Source organism: Brevundimonas sp. (genome assembly GCF_036676055.1).
Lineage (GTDB): Bacteria > Pseudomonadota > Alphaproteobacteria > Caulobacterales > Caulobacteraceae > Brevundimonas.
Genome location: NZ_JAKFDS010000023.1, coordinates 1 through 17,653, shown reverse-complemented (window position 1 = coordinate 17,653; position 17,653 = coordinate 1). Strand labels below are relative to the sequence as shown.

The 17,653-nt window shown below is 68.2% G+C and carries 23 protein-coding genes and 1 tRNA gene; 20 read left to right on the top strand and 4 right to left on the bottom strand.

What is annotated here, in order from left to right; all coding sequences use genetic code 11:
* The 12 genes from V6M45_RS04525 to V6M45_RS04470 form a co-directional block, all read left to right on the top strand.
* Window positions 1-223 (top strand): aminotransferase class I/II-fold pyridoxal phosphate-dependent enzyme (locus V6M45_RS04525; RefSeq protein WP_332654379.1); only part of this gene is annotated, 223 nt, incomplete at its 5' end.
* Window positions 210-398: a DUF6898 family protein gene (locus V6M45_RS04520; protein ID WP_442880537.1), complete on the top strand. Its 189-nt coding sequence runs from the start codon at window positions 210-212 to the stop codon at window positions 396-398. The genes V6M45_RS04525 and V6M45_RS04520, both read left to right, overlap by 14 nt.
* Before the next feature lie 36 nt (window positions 399-434).
* Window positions 435-1,748: a serine hydroxymethyltransferase gene (gene glyA / locus V6M45_RS04515; protein WP_332654377.1), complete on the top strand. Its 1,314-nt coding sequence runs from the start codon at window positions 435-437 to the stop codon at window positions 1,746-1,748.
* Between the two features lie 7 nt (window positions 1,749-1,755).
* Window positions 1,756-2,241 (top strand): transcriptional regulator NrdR, encoded by a 486-nt coding sequence (nrdR, locus tag V6M45_RS04510; RefSeq protein ID WP_332654375.1) that lies wholly within the window; start codon window positions 1,756-1,758, stop codon window positions 2,239-2,241.
* Window positions 2,241-2,870 (top strand): RibD family protein, encoded by a 630-nt coding sequence (locus V6M45_RS04505; RefSeq protein ID WP_332654373.1) that lies wholly within the window; start codon window positions 2,241-2,243, stop codon window positions 2,868-2,870. The genes nrdR and V6M45_RS04505 overlap by 1 nt, the downstream gene beginning before the upstream one ends.
* A 169-nt stretch (window positions 2,871-3,039) precedes the next feature.
* Window positions 3,040-3,630: a riboflavin synthase gene (locus V6M45_RS04500; RefSeq protein ID WP_332654371.1), complete on the top strand. Its 591-nt coding sequence runs from the start codon at window positions 3,040-3,042 to the stop codon at window positions 3,628-3,630.
* On the top strand, window positions 3,630-4,763 hold the full coding sequence (gene ribB, locus V6M45_RS04495; protein ID WP_332654369.1) for a 3,4-dihydroxy-2-butanone-4-phosphate synthase: 1,134 nt from the start codon (window positions 3,630-3,632) through the stop codon (window positions 4,761-4,763). Before V6M45_RS04500 ends, ribB begins: the two co-directional genes overlap by 1 nt.
* Window positions 4,760-5,221, top strand: a complete 462-nt coding sequence (gene ribH / locus V6M45_RS04490) for a 6,7-dimethyl-8-ribityllumazine synthase (RefSeq protein WP_332654367.1) — start codon at window positions 4,760-4,762, stop codon at window positions 5,219-5,221. The genes ribB and ribH overlap by 4 nt, the downstream gene beginning before the upstream one ends.
* Complete coding sequence (nusB, locus tag V6M45_RS04485; RefSeq protein ID WP_332654365.1) at window positions 5,218-5,745, top strand: transcription antitermination factor NusB; 528 nt, start codon at window positions 5,218-5,220, stop codon at window positions 5,743-5,745. The genes ribH and nusB overlap by 4 nt, the downstream gene beginning before the upstream one ends.
* Window positions 5,745-6,734 carry a thiamine-phosphate kinase gene (thiL, locus tag V6M45_RS04480; RefSeq protein WP_332654363.1) on the top strand — a complete coding sequence of 330 codons (990 nt, stop codon included), beginning with the start codon at window positions 5,745-5,747 and terminating at the stop codon, window positions 6,732-6,734. The genes nusB and thiL overlap by 1 nt, the downstream gene beginning before the upstream one ends.
* Window positions 6,735-6,771: 37 nt before the next feature.
* Window positions 6,772-7,194: a hypothetical protein gene (locus V6M45_RS04475; protein WP_332654361.1), complete on the top strand. Its 423-nt coding sequence runs from the start codon at window positions 6,772-6,774 to the stop codon at window positions 7,192-7,194.
* Between the two features lie 177 nt (window positions 7,195-7,371).
* Complete coding sequence (locus tag V6M45_RS04470; RefSeq protein WP_332654359.1) at window positions 7,372-9,519, top strand: sodium-translocating pyrophosphatase; 2,148 nt, start codon at window positions 7,372-7,374, stop codon at window positions 9,517-9,519.
* 104 nt (window positions 9,520-9,623) lie between these two features.
* Here the strand turns inward: V6M45_RS04470 and V6M45_RS04465 are convergent, their stop codons facing one another.
* Window positions 9,624-10,100, bottom strand: a complete 477-nt coding sequence (locus V6M45_RS04465) for an outer membrane protein assembly factor BamE (protein ID WP_332654357.1) — start codon at window positions 10,098-10,100, stop codon at window positions 9,624-9,626.
* A gap of 82 nt (window positions 10,101-10,182) precedes the next feature.
* Between V6M45_RS04465 and V6M45_RS04460 the strand changes: the two genes are divergently transcribed.
* The 7 genes from V6M45_RS04460 to V6M45_RS04430 all read left to right on the top strand — a co-directional run bounded on the left by V6M45_RS04460 (window position 10,183) and on the right by V6M45_RS04430 (window position 14,310).
* Window positions 10,183-10,716, top strand: a complete 534-nt coding sequence (locus V6M45_RS04460; RefSeq protein ID WP_332654355.1) for a ubiquinol-cytochrome C chaperone family protein — start codon at window positions 10,183-10,185, stop codon at window positions 10,714-10,716.
* Window positions 10,713-11,225 (top strand): YceD family protein, encoded by a 513-nt coding sequence (locus V6M45_RS04455; protein ID WP_332654353.1) that lies wholly within the window; start codon window positions 10,713-10,715, stop codon window positions 11,223-11,225. The genes V6M45_RS04460 and V6M45_RS04455 overlap by 4 nt, the downstream gene beginning before the upstream one ends.
* 89 nt (window positions 11,226-11,314) lie before the next feature.
* Window positions 11,315-12,388: a phosphate acyltransferase PlsX gene (plsX, locus tag V6M45_RS04450; protein ID WP_332654351.1), complete on the top strand. Its 1,074-nt coding sequence runs from the start codon at window positions 11,315-11,317 to the stop codon at window positions 12,386-12,388.
* Window positions 12,385-13,362, top strand: coding sequence for a beta-ketoacyl-ACP synthase III (locus tag V6M45_RS04445; RefSeq protein ID WP_332654349.1), 978 nt, complete (start codon window positions 12,385-12,387; stop codon window positions 13,360-13,362). The genes plsX and V6M45_RS04445 overlap by 4 nt, the downstream gene beginning before the upstream one ends.
* Window positions 13,363-13,437: 75 nt before the next feature.
* Complete coding sequence (locus V6M45_RS04440) at window positions 13,438-13,746, top strand: integration host factor subunit alpha (RefSeq protein WP_332654347.1); 309 nt, start codon at window positions 13,438-13,440, stop codon at window positions 13,744-13,746.
* Window positions 13,747-13,752: 6 nt separating this feature from the next.
* On the top strand, window positions 13,753-14,178 hold the full coding sequence (locus V6M45_RS04435) for a MerR family transcriptional regulator (RefSeq protein ID WP_332654345.1): 426 nt from the start codon (window positions 13,753-13,755) through the stop codon (window positions 14,176-14,178).
* A gap of 55 nt (window positions 14,179-14,233) precedes the next feature.
* Window positions 14,234-14,310, top strand: a tRNA-Pro gene (locus V6M45_RS04430).
* A gap of 52 nt (window positions 14,311-14,362) precedes the next feature.
* On the opposite strand, the gene V6M45_RS04425 is transcribed toward V6M45_RS04430, so the two are convergent.
* On the bottom strand, window positions 14,363-14,566 hold the full coding sequence (locus V6M45_RS04425) for a DUF2842 domain-containing protein (RefSeq protein WP_332654344.1): 204 nt from the start codon (window positions 14,564-14,566) through the stop codon (window positions 14,363-14,365).
* A 1-nt stretch (window position 14,567) separates the two neighbouring features.
* Window positions 14,568-14,819, bottom strand: coding sequence for a transglycosylase (locus tag V6M45_RS04420; RefSeq protein WP_332654343.1), 252 nt, complete (start codon window positions 14,817-14,819; stop codon window positions 14,568-14,570).
* Between the two features lie 136 nt (window positions 14,820-14,955).
* Here V6M45_RS04420 and V6M45_RS04415 point away from each other — a divergent pair, with 136 nt between their 5' ends.
* A complete protein-coding gene (locus tag V6M45_RS04415) occupies window positions 14,956-16,023 on the top strand; it encodes a COX15/CtaA family protein (protein WP_332654341.1) in 1,068 nt (355 codons plus the stop codon).
* Here V6M45_RS04415 and V6M45_RS04410 read toward each other — a convergent pair.
* A complete protein-coding gene (locus tag V6M45_RS04410; protein WP_332654339.1) occupies window positions 15,992-17,377 on the bottom strand; it encodes an alkaline phosphatase PhoX in 1,386 nt (461 codons plus the stop codon). The two genes, V6M45_RS04415 and V6M45_RS04410, sit on opposite strands and share 32 nt — an antisense overlap.
* Window positions 17,378-17,653: the final 276 nt, after the last annotated feature.

Below are 17,653 nucleotides of genomic sequence, written 5' to 3'. Positions count from 1 at the left end.
CGTCGGCGATCCGGTCCACACCAAGATGATCTCGGACATGCTGCTGGAAGAGCACGGCGTCTACGTCCAGCCGATCAACTATCCGACCGTGCCCAAGGGCACCGAGCGGCTGCGCTTCACCCCCTCGCCCAACCACACCGACGCCATGATGGACGATCTGGTCAGGGCCATGGACAGGCTGTGGACCCACTGCAACGTGGCGCGTCTCCCTGCCGTCGCCTGAGCCCGACATCGGCGAGGTCATCATCGAGATGACCCGCAACGGCCCGTATCTGAAATGCTCGGCCATTCATGTGGCCACCGGCGTCGAAGTCTCCGCCCTGGGCCCGGCCGCTGAGCCGAAGGGTCTCGAGCGCATCGCGATCGCCAAGCTCAAACGGGCGCTGGCCGCACGCTGACCACAAGATGTTGTGGTTACCGGCGCCCGGGCCTAAATGGACAACCGCCAAGTTCGGGGACCCCCAGTGACCGCCTTCACCCACGACGCCTTCTTCTCGAAATCCCTCGCCGACGCCGATCCGGACATTTTCGGCGGCATCCAGGGCGAGCTGCGCCGCCAGCAGGAGCAGATCGAGCTGATCGCCTCCGAGAACATCGTCTCGAAGGCGGTGCTGGAAGCCCAGGGCTCGATCCTGACCAACAAATACGCTGAGGGTTACCCGGGCCGGCGCTACTATGGCGGCTGCGAATACGTCGACGTCACCGAGAACCTCGCCCGCGAGCGCGCCAAACAGCTGTTCGGCTGCGCCTTCGCCAACGTCCAGCCGCACTCGGGCGCCCAGGCCAACCAGGCCGTCTTTCAGGCCCTGCTGACCCCCGGCGACACCTTCCTCGGCATGGATCTGGCCGCTGGCGGCCACCTGACCCACGGCTCGCCCGCCAACCAGTCCGGCAAATGGTTCCGGCCCGTGACCTACAAGGTGCGCGAGAGCGACTGTCTGATCGACTATGACCACGTCGCCGAGATGGCCGAGAAGGAGAAGCCGAAGCTGATCCTCGCCGGGGCCAGCGCCTACAGCCGTCACATCGACTTCAAACGCTTCCGGGAGATCGCCGACAGCGTCGGGGCGTATCTGATGGTCGACATGGCCCACTACGCGGGCCTCGTCGCCGGCGGCGTCTATCCCGACCCGCTGCCCCACGCCCACGTCGTCACCACCACCACGCACAAGACCCTTCGCGGCCCGCGCGGCGGCATGGTGCTGTCGAACGACGTCGAGCTGGGCAAGAAGATCAACTCGGCCGTCTTCCCCGGCCTGCAGGGCGGCCCCCTGGAGCATGTCATCGCCGCCAAGGCCGTGGCCTTCGGCGAGGCGCTCAAGCCCGAATTCAAGGCCTATGCAGCCCAGGTGGTCGAAAACGCCCGCGCCCTGGCCGCCGTGCTCGTCGAGCGGGGCGCGGCCATCGTCTCGGGCGGCACCGACAGCCATCTGATGCTGGTCGACCTGCGGCCCAAGGGCGTCACCGGCAAGGCCACCGAGGCCGCTCTCGAACACGCCCTGATGACCTGCAACAAGAACGGCGTGCCGTTCGACACCGCCCCCTTCACCGTCACCTCGGGCGTCCGTCTGGGCACGCCGGCGGGCACCACCCGGGGCTTCGGCGTGGGCGAGTTCCAGCAGGTCGGCCACTGGATCGCCGACGTCATCGATTCGATGAAGGGCACGGACGAGGCCGACGCGGGCGTGTCGCAACGCGTCGCCGGCGAGGTGCGTGAGCTCACGCATCGCTTCCCGATCTACGGATAACCGCCAGATGAAATGCCCTTTCTGCGGAAACCAGGACACCCAGGTGAAGGACAGCCGCCCGTCTGACGACGGCGCCGCCATCCGTCGCCGCCGGTCCTGCCCGCAGTGCAACGGGCGTTTCACCACCTTCGAACGGGTGCAGCTGCGCGAACTGATGATCCTCAAGCGCAACGGCCGCCGCACGCCCTTCGACCGCGACAAGCTGGAACGGTCGCTGAACGTGGCCCTGCGCAAGCGCCCCGTGCAGGCCGAACAGGTCGAGCAGCTGGTCAGTCGCATCACCCGCCAGCTGGAAAGCCTCGGCGAGACCGAGATTCCGTCCTCGACCGTCGGCGACTTCATCATGAAGGCGCTGAAGTCGGTCGATGAGGTGGCCTATGTCCGCTATGCCTCGGTCTACAAGGACTTCCGCCACACCGGCGACTTCGCCAAATTCCTCGGCGCCGAGGGACTGAACGAGGCACCGGACGACGACGGGTCCGGCCGGAGCTGATGCGCCCGCGCGTGACCCTGAAGCTGGCGACCTCCCTCGACGGGCGGATCGCCACGGCCTCCGGCGAGTCGAAATGGATCACCGGCGAGGCCGCGCGGCTTGAGGGCCACCGCCTGCGCGCCGCCCATGACGCTGTTCTGGTGGGCGTCGAGACCGTGCTGGCTGACGATCCCGAGCTGACGGTCCGCCTGCCGGGCCGACCTGTCGACCAGCCGCTGCGCGTGGTCATGGACAGCCGGCTGCGCACCCCGGCGACAGCGAAGGTGGCCCACGGCGATACGTTGATCGTCACCGCCGCCGCTCCCGCCGCCGTCGGAACCGCCGTCGTGGAACGGGTCGACAGCGAGGAGGGTCGCCCGACCCCGGCCGCGGCCCTCGCCGCCATCCGCCGCAAGGGCGCGGTCTCCGTCCTGATCGAGGGTGGCGGCCAGGTCGCGGCGTCCTTTCTCCGGGCCGGACTGGTCGACCGCATCGAATGGTTCCGGGCGCCGATCCTGCTGGGCGGGGAAGGGCGGCCCTGTGTGGCCGCGCTCGACCTTGCAAACCTGGCCGACGCCCCCACCTTCCGACGTCTGTCGACCGAACCGGTCGGCGATGACCTGTGGGAACGTTATGACGCCGTCCGTTAGCCTGTTCCGGCGCGCGTCCGATTTTGACGCAGCGCCCTGTCAGGATCGATGGGCGGCCCCGGTCGTACGCGTCCGGCCCGATGATCCGGACGGTCCGGACTATTCGGACGCTCTTTTTACCGATTTTACCCGGGTGAAATGGCCGTCGTCCTGCATGGGGAGGGGCTGAATGTTCACCGGCATCGTCACTGACATCGGCCGCGTCCGCTCGGTGCGTCAGACAGCGCGCGACCGCCGCTATGAGATCGAGACCGTCTGGGACACCGCGGGCATCGACCTCGGCGCCTCGATCAGCCACGCCGGCTGTTGCCTGACCGTGACCGAAAAGGGTCCCGGCTGGTTCGCCGTCGAGGTCTCCGGCGAAACCCTGTCCAAAACCACCCTCGGCGACTGGGCCGAGGGCCATCGCGTCAATCTGGAGCGGGCGGCCAGACTGGGCGACGAGCTGGGCGGCCACATCGTCTCCGGCCACGTCGACGGCCTCGGCCGGGTCGTCTCGATCACGCCCGAGGGCGGCTCGCACCGCGTCGACATCGAGGCTCCGGCCCCGCTGCACCGCTATGTCGCCCCCAAGGGCTCGATCACGGTGGACGGCGTCTCCCTGACGGTCAACGCCGTCGAGGGCCGGACCTTCGGCCTGAACATCATTCCCCACACCTGGGAGGCCACGACCCTTGGGGGATTGAATCCGGGCGACGCGGTCAATCTTGAGATCGACATGCTGGCGCGATACCTCGCGCGGTGGCAGGAGACGGCGTGATGCAACTGGCCGCGAACATGAACGACAGCCCGATCAGCCCCATCGAGGACATCCTCGAGGACGCCCGCAACGGCAAGCCCTACATCCTCGTCGACGCCGAGGATCGCGAGAACGAGGGCGACGTCATCATCCCGGCCCAGTTCGCCACCCCGGACCAGATCAACTTCATGGCCCGCCACGCCCGCGGCCTGATCTGTCTCGCCATCACCGCCGAGCGCGCCCGCCAGCTGCGCCTGCCGCCGATGTCGGCCGAGAACCGCGAGAGCATGGGCACCGCCTTCACCGTCTCGATCGAGGCGAGGGAGGGGGTCACCACCGGCATCTCCGCCGCCGACCGCGCCCGCACGGTCCAGGTCGCCGCCGACCCGACCCGCGGCGCCGACGACATCGTCTCGCCCGGTCACGTTTTCCCGCTGGTCGCCCGCGACGGCGGGGTGCTGGTCCGCACCGGCCACACCGAGGCGGCCGTCGACATTTCTCGCATGGCCGGCCTGACCCCCGCCGGGGTCATCTGCGAGATCATGAACGAAGACGGCACCATGGCCCGCATGCCGGACCTCGTCGCCTTCGCCCAGTTGCACGGGCTCAAGATCGGCACCATCGCCGACCTGATCGCCTACCGCCGCCGCACCGAACGGCTCGTTGAGCGGGTCATGGACACGCCCTTTGACAGCGTCCACGGCGGGCCGTTCCGTCTCATGCTGTACCGCAACGCCATCGAGGGCGTCGAACATGTCGCCCTGGTCAAGGGCAAGATCGAGCCGGGCAAGCCGACCCTCGTGCGCATGCACCAGGTCGATTTCGCCGCCGACCTGCTGGGCCACGTCGAGGCGCGCCAGAACTATGTCCCGCGCGCGCTCAGGCAGATCAGCGAACACGCCGGCCCCGGCGTCACCGTCTTCCTGCGCGACCCGGAGCTGCAGGGGTTGGCAGAGCGGCTCGCGGGCGTCGAAAAGCCCGCGGCGGTCGACCGTTCCCTGCGCAACTACGGCGTCGGGGCCCAGATCCTGCTCGACCTCGGCGTCCGCGACATGATCGTGATGAGCTCGACCCGCCCCAATCCCACCGCGCTCGAAGGCTACGGCCTGCGCATCGTCGGCTGGCGCGACATGGACGGAGAAGACCAATCGTGAGCGATCCCTACCGCGTCCTCATCGTCGAGGCGCGCTTCTATGATGATCTCGCCGACGCCCTGCTGGAGGGGGCGAAGGACGCCCTGCGCACCCAGGGCGCCGACTTCGACGTGGTCTCCGTTCCGGGCGCGCTGGAAGTTCCGACAGCCATCGCCCTGGCCGAGGAAGCCGGCCGCTTTCCGACTGCTCCGCGCTACGACGGCTATGTCGCTCTCGGCTGCGTTATCCGCGGCGAGACCTATCATTTCGAGATCGTCTCCGATCAGTCGGCCGCCGGCCTGATGCAGCTCGGTCTCAAGGGCGTGATCGTCGGCAACGGCATCCTGACGACCGAGGACGAGGACCAGGCCTGGTCCCGGGCCCGGCTCAGCGAAGGGGACAAGGGCGGCGGCGCAGCCCGCGCCTGTCTGGACCTGATTGCCTTGCGCAAGCGGCTGCGCGTAGGACTGGGCTCGTGACCGAACCCGCCAGCCTCAAATCCGTTCTCGAACAACTCGCCGAGGCTGAAAAGCAGCGCGCCGAGCCCCAGCTGACCAGCCGTCAGCGCCGCGCCCGCACCGTGGCGCGTCTCGCCGCGGTCCAGGCCCTGTACCAGATGGAGCTGGCCGGGGAGGGGGTCGAGACGGTGATCACCGAGTTCTCGAACCACCGCTTCGACGCCGATATCGAAGGCCAGCCGCTGGCCGAAGCCGATGAAGGCTGGTTCGCCGACATCGTGCGCGGCGTGGTCGGCGGCCAGCGCGACATCGACGGCGCGATCAAGGCCCGCCTGGCCTCCAACTGGCGTCTTGAGCGGCTTGATTCGACCCTGCGGGCGCTGCTGCGCGCCGGCGCGTGGGAGCTGCGGGAACGCAAGGATGTGCCGCGCGAGATCGTGATCGACGAATACGTCGAACTGGCCAAGGCCTTCTTCGACGACGCCGAGGCGAAATTCGTCAACGCCGCCCTCGACGGCGTGGCCCGGGACGCCCGCGCTTCCTGATGGCCGCGGTCGACGTCGCCGGGGAGTTCGAAACCATCCGGCGGCTGTTCGCGCCCCTGGCCCATCCCGAGTGGGGCAGGGGGCTCAGAGACGATGTCGCCGTGGTCCCGTCGAGGCCCGGGCACGATCTGGTCCTGACCAAGGACGCTCTCGTCGAAGGCGTCCATTTCCTCCCGACCGATCCGCTCGACACCGTTGCCCGCAAGCTGATGCGGGTGAACCTGTCCGACCTCGCCGCCAAGGGAGCCGAGCCTTTCGGCTATCTGCTCGCCTGCCACTGGTCGGAACGCTGCGGCTGGCCCGAGCGGATGACCTTCGTCGACGGCCTGCGGGCGGACCAGAAGGCCTTCGGCGTCGCCCTGCTGGGCGGCGACACCGTGGTCACCCCCGGACCGGCGAGCTTCTCCATGACCTTGCTCGGCTGGACGCCAAAGGGGAGGACCGTCAGCCGCGGCGGCGCCCGTGTCGGCGACCTCGTGTTCGTGACCGGATCGATCGGCGACGGCTGGCTCGGTCTCCAGGCGGCGCAGGGGAAGCTGAGCCTGGAGCCCGACAGGCTGGCCGCCCTGCAGGATCACTACCGGACGCCGATGCCGCGCCTCGAATTCAGCGATGCGATCCGTGACTTCGCCAGTGCTTCCATTGACGTCTCCGACGGCCTGATCGCCGACCTCGGCCACATCGCCGACACCAGCGGGGTCCGCATCGAGATCGATCTGGAGCTCTCACCGCGCTCCGCGGCGGCCCAGGTCTGGTATGATGGCCGGGTGGACGAGCAGGCCGCGCTGGAAAAGCTGGTCACCGGCGGCGACGACTACGAGATCGCCTTCACCGCCCGCGCCGCCGACGAGGCCGCCCTGCGCCGCGAGGCCGACCGGCGGCGCCTGAGACTGACGCGTCTTGGCCGGGTCGTTGCGGGGCAGGGAATCATCGCCCGGTTCGCGGGTCAGCCGGTCCCGTTCGAACGGACGGGTTTCACCCACGGCTGACAACGAATTCTCAAGCCGTCCAGACTACAGAGGCGTCATGCGCCGCCGTGACCTGATCGCCGCCACCGTCGCCGCGCCCACCTTGGTGGCGGCCTCAAGAGTTCGGGCGGAGGATGCGCCCGCTTCCGGCGCGAGCCTGGGCATCGCCGGTGTTGGGCTGCCGATCATCTCCGGTGGGCGAATTCGCAACTACGTCTTCGTCTCCCTTCGCCTGCATCTCGGCGGTTCCGCGACGCCCGAATCGATGCGGCCGAAGGAGGCCTATCTGCGCGACGCTCTGGTGCGGGCGGGCCACCGAACGCCTTTCGTCGTCGAGAACGACTGGACCAGAGTAGACCCCGCCGCCCTGTCCGCCAGCGTGATCCGCTCGGCGGCTGCGATCGCGGGACGTGGGTCCGTGACCCGTGTGGAGATCATCAGCCAGGCGCCGCGGCGGCGGACCGGCGTTCGCTCCGGCTAACTCTGTTCACCTGGGCTGTTGCGTCGCCCCGACGCATTTGGCACGTTTCCGCCGCAATTCCCGAGGGACGCAACTTGCGTCCGGTGCGCACGGGGGGACCGGAAGGCGGACAGAGGCGAATAACGCCCGCCGCGCCAAGGGTCCGGGCGCCTCTAGAACACAGGGTTTGGAAACGCCATGAGCAACTATCTGTGGCTTGTCATCGCCGCAGGCGCGCTGGGGGTCCTTTACGGACTCATCCAGACGGCCTCGCTGATGAAGGCCTCGACCGGCACCGACAAGATGCGCGAGATCGCCGCCGCGATCCAGGAAGGCGCTTCGGCCTATCTGCGGCGGCAGTACACGACCATCGCCATGGTTGGCGTCGTCATTCTGATCGCCGCATACTTCCTGATCGGCGAATGGGCCGCCATCGGCTTCGTCATCGGCGCGGTGCTGTCCGGCCTGGCCGGGTTCGCCGGCATGCTGATCTCCGTCCGCGCCAACGTCCGCACCGCCCAAGCGGCCTCCGAAAGCCTGTCGAAGGGCCTGGACCTGGCCTTCCGCTCGGGCGCCATCACCGGCATGTTCGTCGCCGGCGGCGCCCTGCTGGGCGTCGCGGGCTACTATGCCTTCCTGACCGAGGGTGCGGGCTTCGAGAGCACCAGCCGCGAGGTCATCGACGGCCTCGTCGCCCTGGGCTTCGGCGCCTCGCTGATCTCCATCTTCGCCCGTCTCGGCGGCGGCATCTTCACCAAGGGCGCCGACGTCGGCGGCGACATGGTTGGCAAGGTCGAGGCCGGCATTCCGGAGGATGACCCCCGCAACGCCGCCACCATCGCGGATAACGTGGGCGACAACGTCGGCGACTGCGCCGGCATGGCCGCCGACCTGTTCGAGACCTATGCGGTGACCACGGTCGCCACCATGGTGCTTGCGGCGATCTTCTTCCGCGACCTGCCCTATGTCGAAACCATGATGCTGCTGCCGCTGGCGATCTGCGGCGTCTGCATCGTCACCTCGATCATTGGCAGCTTCTTCGTCCGCCTCGGCAAGAAGCAGAACATCATGGGCGCCCTGTATCAGGGCCTGATTGTCACGGGCGTTCTGTCAGCCATCGCCGTCTATTTCGTCATCGACGCCCTCGTCACCGGACCGGTCGTCACCGGCACCGGCCTGAGGATCGAGCCGATGAGCCTGTTCTGGTCGGGCATGGTGGGCCTGCTGGTCACCGCCGCCATCGTGGTCATCACCGAATACTACACCGGGTCGAACTTCCGTCCGGTGCGCTCGGTGGCCAATGCATCGGTCTCCGGCCACGGTACGAACGTCATCCAGGGGCTGGCCGTCTCACTCGAGTCGACCGCGCTCCCCGCCCTGACCATCGTCATCGGCATCATCGCCAGCTACCAGCTGGCGGGCCTGTTCGGCATCGCCATCGCCACCACCACCATGCTCGGCGTCGCCGGCATGATCGTGGCGCTGGACGCCTTCGGACCGGTCACCGACAACGCCGGCGGCATCGCGGAGATGGCGGGGCTTCCCTCGGAAGTTCGTCACTCGACGGACGCCCTTGATGCGGTCGGCAATACGACGAAGGCCGTGACGAAGGGCTACGCCATCGGTTCGGCCGGCCTGGGGGCCCTGGTCCTGTTCGCGGCCTATACGTCGGACCTCGAATACTTCGCCGCCAACGCCGCCGAGTTCCCGTTCTTCGCGGGCATGGGCGAGATCGACTTCGCCCTGACCAATCCCTACGTCGTCGTCGGACTGCTGTTTGGAGGCCTGCTGCCCTTCCTCTTTGGCGGCATGTCGATGATGGCGGTCGGCCGCGCCGCCGAGTCCGTCGTGGCCGAGGTTCGTCGCCAGTTCCGCGAGAACCCGGGCATCATGACCTATGAGGTCAAGCCGGAGTACGGCCGGGCTGTCGACATCCTCACCAAGGCGGCGATCCGCGAGATGATCGTTCCGTCGCTGCTGCCGGTGCTGTCGCCGATCGTCCTGTTCGTCGCCGTACTGATGATCTCGGACAAGGCGACCGCCTTCGCCGCGTTGGGAGCCATGCTGATGGGTGTGATCGTGACCGGCCTGTTCGTGGCCATCTCGATGACCTCGGGCGGCGGGGCCTGGGACAACGCCAAGAAGGTGATCGAGGAAGGTTTCACCGATCGCAACGGCGTCGTCCACGGCAAGGGCTCCGAGGCCCACAAGGCTGCGGTGACCGGCGACACGGTCGGAGACCCCTACAAGGACACCTCCGGCCCGGCCGTGAACCCGATGATCAAGATCACCAACATCGTGGCGTTGCTGCTGTTGGCGGTCCTGGCGAGCGGCAAGATCTTCTGACGCCTGCCGGCCCGCCGCGACCTTCGGGTCGCGGCGGGCCCCCAACGGAAAACGCCCCGGAGAGCGATCTCCGGGGCGTTGTCGTATCTGATGGGACGGGCGTGTCAGTCGGGGCGGCGCTGGCCGGGGACGTCCTCGTCCGTGCGGGGCAGTTGGCCGCGGCCGACGTTGCCGAGCAGCTGTTCGAGAATGGTCAGCTGACGCCCGCGGGTCGGGGTCTCGCGGCCGTTCATCGCGATCTGCTGCCCGTCATCGAGCCCCAGGGTGCGGACCTCCGCGACCTGGCCGGTGTCGTTGAAGGTGATCTCGGTGACCGTCCGCTGGGTCACCTGCGGGCGATTGTAGGTGTATTTCTCGGTCACCTGGCTGATGTAGTACCAGATATTGTCGCGCTCGAAGGTCGAGGTCGTCGACGGCGTGCCGAGTTTGGTCAACACGGTCTGCTTGGTGTCAGTACCCGCCACGATGTCGGTCGGCTTGGCGTCGATGGCCTGGAAGCCGTTCTGGCCCACGACCGGAGCGCAGGCTGCGGTCAGGGCGGCGGCCGACAGGGCGGCGAAAAGGAGCTTGGTGCGGAGCATGGACGACGCCTGCGAGAGAACAAGGTCTTTGACCTAACCGGACCCGAGCCTTAGTTCAACGGCGCGGCGGAAAAGGGGCCGCATGATCATGCTTCAGAATCTGTTCCGATCCCGTTCCCGCCAACGTCTGGGCGAGCCGCTGTATGATCTGGCGGTGCGCCAGGCGCGCGATCCCGCCTTCTACACGGTATTGGCGGTCGCCGATCGTATCGACGCCCGGTTCGAGCTCTACACCCTGCATGTGCTCCTGCTGGTGATGCGGCTACGGGACGAAGGGGAGCGCGGCGCCGACGCTGCCCAAGCCCTGTTCGACACATATGTGTCCGCCCTCGATCACGCGTTGCGGGAGCTTGGCGTCGGCGACATCTCGGTCGGCAAGAAGATGCGCAAGCTGGGCGAGGCTATGTACGGCCGAATGACGGCCTATGAACCGGCCCTCCGCGACGGGGACGCGGCAGCGCTGGCCGCGGGCTTGGGCCGCAACGTGTTCGAGAGCGAGGATCCGGTCGCCGGGGAGGCGCTGGCGGCCTATGCCCTTGCGTCCCGGGCGCGTCTTTCGGATCAGGATTACGCCGAAGTGACGGCGCGGCCCGACTGGGCGGAGATCAAGGCATGAGCGATATGGACCTGCCCTACAGCGAACCGGTTCGCCTGCATCAGGTAGGCGCCGGCGTCACCCGGCGACTGGAGCCCGACGCAGCTGCGCGGGGCCGCATCGCCAAGGCTCTGGATCTCGCTTCCCTCGACTTCTTCGTCGCCGATGTGACGCTCGCACCGTCTGCTGGGGGTTGGACACTGTCCGGCCGGGTCAAGGCGAGCCTCGCCCAGATTTGCGGCATCACCCTGGAGCCGCTGCCGGTCGAGATCGACGCGCCATTCTCCCTCTCCCTCGCCGAAGCGGCCGATGAGGAGTCCGATGAGATCGTCATCACGCTGGACGACGAATCACCCGATCCGATCGAGGGCGGACAGGTCGATCTTGGGCAGTATGCGGTCGAACAGCTGGCCCTGCAGCTCGATCCTTTTCCCCGCAAGCCGGGGGCGGAGTTCGTGCAGCCGCCCGAACCTGCGGAAGTCTCGCCCTTCGCGGTGTTGAAGCAGCTGCGGCCTTCCGACGAAGGTTGACGCAAGGGCGGCGTGGTTGCATCCCCCCGATGCGGCGCTATCGTCGCCCCAGACAAGCGCCAGTAAGGGCGCGACGGAGTCGAAACGGCTTGTCATCCCCAGTTCTGATTTCGCTCGACGCCATGGGCGGAGACCACGGTCCGCCGGTCGTGGTGGCGGGGGTGCGCGACTATCGAAACCGGCACGGCGGCGCCGGGGTGCGCTTCCTGCTGCACGGCGATGAGACGGCGATCCGGGCCGAGATGGCGAAGCATGGTCTCGGTCCGGACATCTGCGATGTGCGCCACACGGACAAGGTCATCGCCATGACCGAGAAGCCCGCCCAGGCGATGCGCCGTGGCAAGGGTTCAAGTCTGTGGAACGCTATTGAAGCGGTGAAGTCGGGGGAAGCCGGAGCCATAGTGTCGGCCGGCAATACGGGCGCGCTGATGGCGATTTCCAAGCTGATCCTTCGCATGTCCGCTCACGGGCTGGAGCGGCCGGCGATCGTCGCCAGTTGGCCGACCTTGCGCGGCGTCACTGCAGTGCTGGACGTCGGCGCCAATATCGAGAGCGACGCCGAGCAACTGGTCGAGTTCGCGATCATGGGCGAAGCGTTCCATGCCGCCGTGCATGGCGCCGAGCGGCCGACGATCGGCCTGCTCAACGTCGGCTCCGAAGACATGAAGGGGCATGAGGAGGTCCGCGAGGCCGCCCGGATTCTGCGCGAAGGCGGTTTCGGCCTGGCGTACCAGGGCTTCGTCGAGGGGGATGACATCGCCAAGGGCACGGTCGACGTGGTCGTCACCGACGGCTTCACCGGCAACATCGCCCTGAAGACCGCCGAGGGCGTCGCCCGATTCATCTCGGCCCTGATGAAGGAGGCCCTGACATCGAGCCTCCCGGCCAAGGCCGGCGCGTTGCTGGCGATGCCGGCGTTGCAGCGGATGCGGCAGAAGATCGACCCGAGCGCCATTAACGGCGGGCCGCTGCTGGGGCTGAACGGCATAGTGGTGAAGAGCCATGGCGGGGCTGACGCCAAGGGGTTTGGAAATGCGATCCGCATCGCTGTCGAACTGGCTCGCAGCGACTATCTGATGAAGGTCAGCGAGAGCCTGAACAGGCTGACCCTCGTTCTTGAACAGCCGGCCGCCGTGGACGCGGCCATGGAGACTCCCCAGTGAGCGTCATTCGCAGCGCCGTGACCGGCGTCGGCTCCTTCCTGCCGGAACAGGTCGTCACCAACGCCGATCTGGCCAGGATTGTCGACACCTCGGACGAGTGGATCGTCGAGCGCACCGGCATCCGCCAGCGGCACAGGGCGCGCGACGACCAGCCGACCAGCGATCTGGCGGTGGAGGCGTCGAAGCGCGCGCTGCTCGACGCCGGTCGCGACGCCGCGGACATCGACCTGATTGTGGTGGCGACCACCACGCCGGACATGACCTTCCCGTCGGTCGCCTCGATCGTCCAGCGCAAGCTGGGCGCGCCGACCTGCATCGCCTTCGACGTCCAGGCGGTCTGCTCGGGATTCGTCTATGCGCTGAGCGTGGCCGACGGTTTCGTCGCCCGCGGCCTGGCCAAATGCGCCCTGGTCATCGGCGCCGAGGAGATGACCCGGCTGATGGACTGGACCGACCGGTCGACCTGCGTGCTGTTCGGCGACGGAGCCGGCGCCGTGGTGCTGCAGCCCCGCGAAGGGCAGGGGAGCAAGGCCGACCAGGGTCTGCTTGGCTTCGCCCTGCGCTGCGATGGCACCAAGACTGATCTGCTGTATGTCGACGGCGGCCCGGCCACGACGGGTACGGTCGGCCATCTGCGCATGGCCGGCAATCAGGTGTTCCGTCATGCCGTGGTCAATATCGCGGAGGCCATCACCGCCTGCTGCGAAGCCTCCGGCATCGAGATCGCGGACGTAGACTGGTTCGTACCTCACCAGGCCAATCAGCGGATCATCAAGGGCGTGGGCGACCGACTGGGTCTCGACGAGCACAAGGTGATCTCCACCGTCGCCATGCACGCCAACACCTCGGCGGCTTCGATCCCGCTGGCGCTGGACGCCGCCATACAGGATGGCCGGATCAAGCGCGGCGACCTCGTTCTGATGGAGGCCATGGGCGGCGGGCTGACCTGGGGCGCCTGCGCCTTTCGTTTGTAGGGCGTATTTCGCCTTTCCATTTGAAGGCGCTTGCTCTTTTATGGGCGCGACGGACTTTTCGAGGGGAGCGGACGATTGGCTCAGCACCAGACTCTGACGCGTGCGGACCTGTGCGAGGCGGTCCACGAGGAGGTCGGCCTGTCGCGTCATGAGTGTTCGGCCATGGTCGAACGGACGCTGGAGCTGATCATCGAATCGCTTGAGCGGGGCGAAACGGTGAAGCTGTCGGGCTTCGGCGTCTTCCAGGTGCGCGACAAGCGCGCCCGCATGGGCCGTAATCCCAAGACCGGCGAGCCGGCGGCCATCCATCCGCGTCGGGTGATCAGCTTCCGCGCGTCGCAGATCATGAAGGGGCGGGTTCACGACGCTGTCGTGAGCGCCTGACGCGCCGTGGCCAAGAGCCCGAACGCCTTCCGGACCATCTCCGAAGCCGCTGACGAGGTCGGGTCGCCGCAGCATGTGCTGCGCTTCTGGGAGACCAAATTTCCTTTCATCACGCCCCTGAAGCGGGCGGGCGGGCGGCGGTTCTATCGCCCCCAGGACGTCGTCCTGCTGAAGGCGGTCAAGCGGCTGCTGCATGAGGACGGCCTGACCATCAAGGGCGTTCAGCGGTTGCATCGCGAGCAGGGGCTGAAGCGGCTGGCCGCCTATGGCGATCCCGAGGGCGCGGTGGCGTTCGAGCCCGAGGGCGGGGCCGGCGCGCCTTTGGATGCGGTCCCGGCAAGCGGCCGCTCGCCGGTGCGGCTGCGTCAGGTGCTGGCCGAACTGGAGGGCGCCCGGGCGCGTCTGGAAGCCGTTCTTTCGAGAACCGCCTGACGGCGCGTTTTTGGGTTTGCGGCGCGACGACCCCCCGTCTATAGGGAGCGCCTCTCGGAGCGTGGCGCAGCCTGGTAGCGCACTTGACTGGGGGTCAAGGGGTCGCAGGTTCGAATCCTGTCGCTCCGACCATCTTCCCTTGACCCGGTCCCCAACTCGACAGCCCACAGGCCCGCCCGGCCGGTCAGCCTTTGCGGCCGCCCTCGGCCCATTTGAACAGCGGGTAGAGCGGCACGCCCCAGCCAATGCCGGCCACGGCGAAGACGACGAGGTCGATGAGCGCGCCCGGGGGCAGGGCGGCGCGCAGGGCGATGGCGCCCCAGATCCAGAAGACGAGGAAGGCGAGGACGCCGAGCATGGCGATGAAGCGGCGGGTGCGAGGGCCCATGTCAGCGCTTGTTGCGGAACAGGAAGAAGGCGGCCAGGGCGATGACCGAGGCGGCCAGGGACCAGCCGACCCAGGTCAGGCCGTCCATGGTGGTGACGGCGAAGACGCGGATGGCGAGGAACCAGCCGGCCACGGCGGCGACGCCTGAGACCAGCGAGGTGGCGAACAGGCCTCGCCGGCCGGTTAGCTGATCGGCCGTCCAGGCCAGGGCGAAGGCCCCCAGGACAGCGATGACGATGTCGGCGTACTGCAACCGCGTTCTCCAGACCTGCGACGCTCGGGCGCCGAAAAGCGACTCGATCTCGCCCTCGTGGGCGGGCATACCGCTCCCTCGGGCGTCGGACCAGCGGCGCGGCGCCCATTGTAACGGTCGGGATAGCGGGCGTCGAATGAAGCGTTTCATCGGGGGCGATCAAAGCCGGGCAGTGGCCATCTGGCTGTTCGTCACGGCGGCGCTGGTGTTCGCGATGGTGGTGGTCGGCGGCGTCACCCGGCTGACCGGTTCGGGCCTGTCGATCACCGAGTGGAAGCCGATCATGGGCGCCCTGCCGCCGTTGAGCGCGGCCGACTGGGCCGAGGCGTTCGAGAAATATCGCGCCATCCCGCAGTACGAGCAGGTCAACGCCGGGATGACGCTGGGCGAGTTCAAGGGGATCTTCTGGTGGGAGTGGTTCCACCGCCTGCTGGGACGGCTGATCGGGATGGTGTTCGCCGTGCCGTTTGCGGTCTTCCTGATCCTGCGGCGGCTGCCGCGGCGGCTGATCATGCGCTGCCTCGTGCTGCTGGGTCTGGGCGGGCTGCAGGGGCTGATCGGCTGGTGGATGGTGTCCAGCGGGCTGAGCGAGCGGGTGGACGTGGCGCCCGAGCGGCTGGCGACGCATCTGGGCCTGGCCCTGCTGATCTTCATGGGGCTGATCTGGACCGGGCTGGAGGCCTGGAACGGCCAGGAGCGGTCGCGCCATCCGGTCGGCTGGAGCCGGGGCGCGGTGATCCTGCTGGGCGCCGTCTTCCTGCAGTGCCTGCTGGGTGGGCTGGTGGCGGGGGCCAAGGCCGGATTCATCTACACGGACTGGCCGATGATGAACGGCGAGGTGCTGGCGCCGGTGGCGTGGGGCCGGGGGGCGCTGGCCTTCCTGCACGACCAGGCGCTGGTGCAGTTCAATCACCGGATCATGGCCTATGTCCTGCTGATCGGCGGGACGCTGTATGCGGTGCAGGCGTGGCGCTGGCGGCTGGCCGAGGGACTGGGCGCCTCGGCCTTCGTGGTCGCGGCGGCGCTGTGGCTGCAGGCGGCGCTGGGGGTCGTGACCCTGATCAACGCCGTGCCGCTGTGGCTGGGCGCCCTGCATCAGGCGGGAGCGGCGCTGGTGCTGGCGGCGGCGACGGTGAACCTGTGGCTGGTCCGCCGGTCGCAGCCGCGCCTGTTCATGTCCGGACCGAGGTCCAGGGGCCTCTGATCGCCAGGGTGATCCCCGGATACATGATGTTGACGAACAGCACCTGACCGTCGGGCGAGAAGACCGCGCCGGCGAACTCGCTGTTGCCGGTGAAGACGTTGCGGCCGATCGTGTAGAGCTTGCCGTCGGGGGTGACGCCCTTGAGGTGGTTGCGGACGTCCGCGGAGTAGTTGTCCTCGCAGACGATCAGATGGCCCCAGGGCGCGATGGTGAGGTTGTCGCCCATGTTCAGCGCGCGTTCGTCGGCGCTTTCGAGGAACAGCTGGATGCGTCCTCCCGCGGCCGAGGGGATGTAGCGCAGGATCTGGCCCCTTCGCAGCGGCCCGCCCGAGGTGGCGGTCAGGTAGAGCTCGCCGTCGCCCCAGAAGATGCCCTCGCCGCGCGCCACCCGGGCCGCGCCGGCGGCGTGGCCGCGGAAACGCAGGTCGGCGTTGGGGGATTCAACGTCCTCGAGGTCGATCCAGACCACCTCGCGCCAGTCGCCGACGGCCCATTCCCGGGCCTCCTGATTGGTCGAATCGGCGCCGGGCTTGTCCTTGAAGGCCATGGCCTGGAGCCTGCCGCCCTCGGCCAGCTTGCCGGGGGTGGTCGGGATGAAGCGGTAGAACAGGCCGTCGTTCTTGTCCTCGGTGAGGTAGACGACGCCGCTGCGGGGATCGACGCAGACGGCTTCGTGGTCGAAGCGGCCCATGGCCATGAGCGGCACGGGATCGACGAGGCCGGTCGCGGCGGCCGGGACCTCGAAGACGAAGCCGTGGGGTTTGGTCACGTCGGAATCGGCGGGCGTGTCCTCGGTCTCCTCGCAGGTGAGCCAGCTGCCCCACGGGGTGCGGCCGCCGGAGCAGTTGGTCGAGGTGCCCGCCAGCGACAGGTGCTGGCTGACCGTGCGGCGGCTCTCCAGATCGTAGACGAGGGTGGTGGTGCCGCCGGGGAGGGGGCGGCCGTCCTTGTAGGTGTCGTAGCCCCGGGCGGGATCGAGCAGGCCAAGGCGCTCCTGATGGAAACCGCCGGGGCCGAGGTTGCGGTGCAGGGCGCTGGAGCCCTTGAGTTCGTGGTTGCGCACCAGGGCGACCTTGCCGCCGCCGAGATCGAAACAGCCCATGCCGTCGGGCTGGCCGGGGACGAACAGGCCGTCGTCCATGGTGTCGCCGCTCTGGGAAATGACCTGGTAGGTGAAGCCCTCGGGCAGGTCGAGCAGGCGGTTGGGATCGCGAACGAGGGGGCCGTAGCCGGGAACCTGATTGACGTAGGTCTCTTCCGTGGCGGCGGTCTGGGCGCTGACGCTGCAGGCGAGGCCGGAGAAGGCGAGGGCGGCGGCGGAGCCGGTGAGAAGGTCGCGACGCTGCAGGCGCATGGGAGACTCCGGAACTGGGCAGGGCTTTTATCGCGGCATAGCGGAAGGTCATCAGGGTTCTGTGACGCTGAGGCAGCCGGAAGCGCCGCCTGCGGAACAGGCGGTGTGGGGAGGGTGCGGGACAGCCGGGCCTCGCCCGGTGCTGTTGGGTTGTTACCGTTTCGACGAGACAGGCTGCCCCGCGCGGCCGTTTTCCACACGCCCTCCGACTGGCGGCCCTGCGTCCGGGCCTTTGACGGATCGCCCCGACCGCCTTGCGACGACCGGAACGGGACG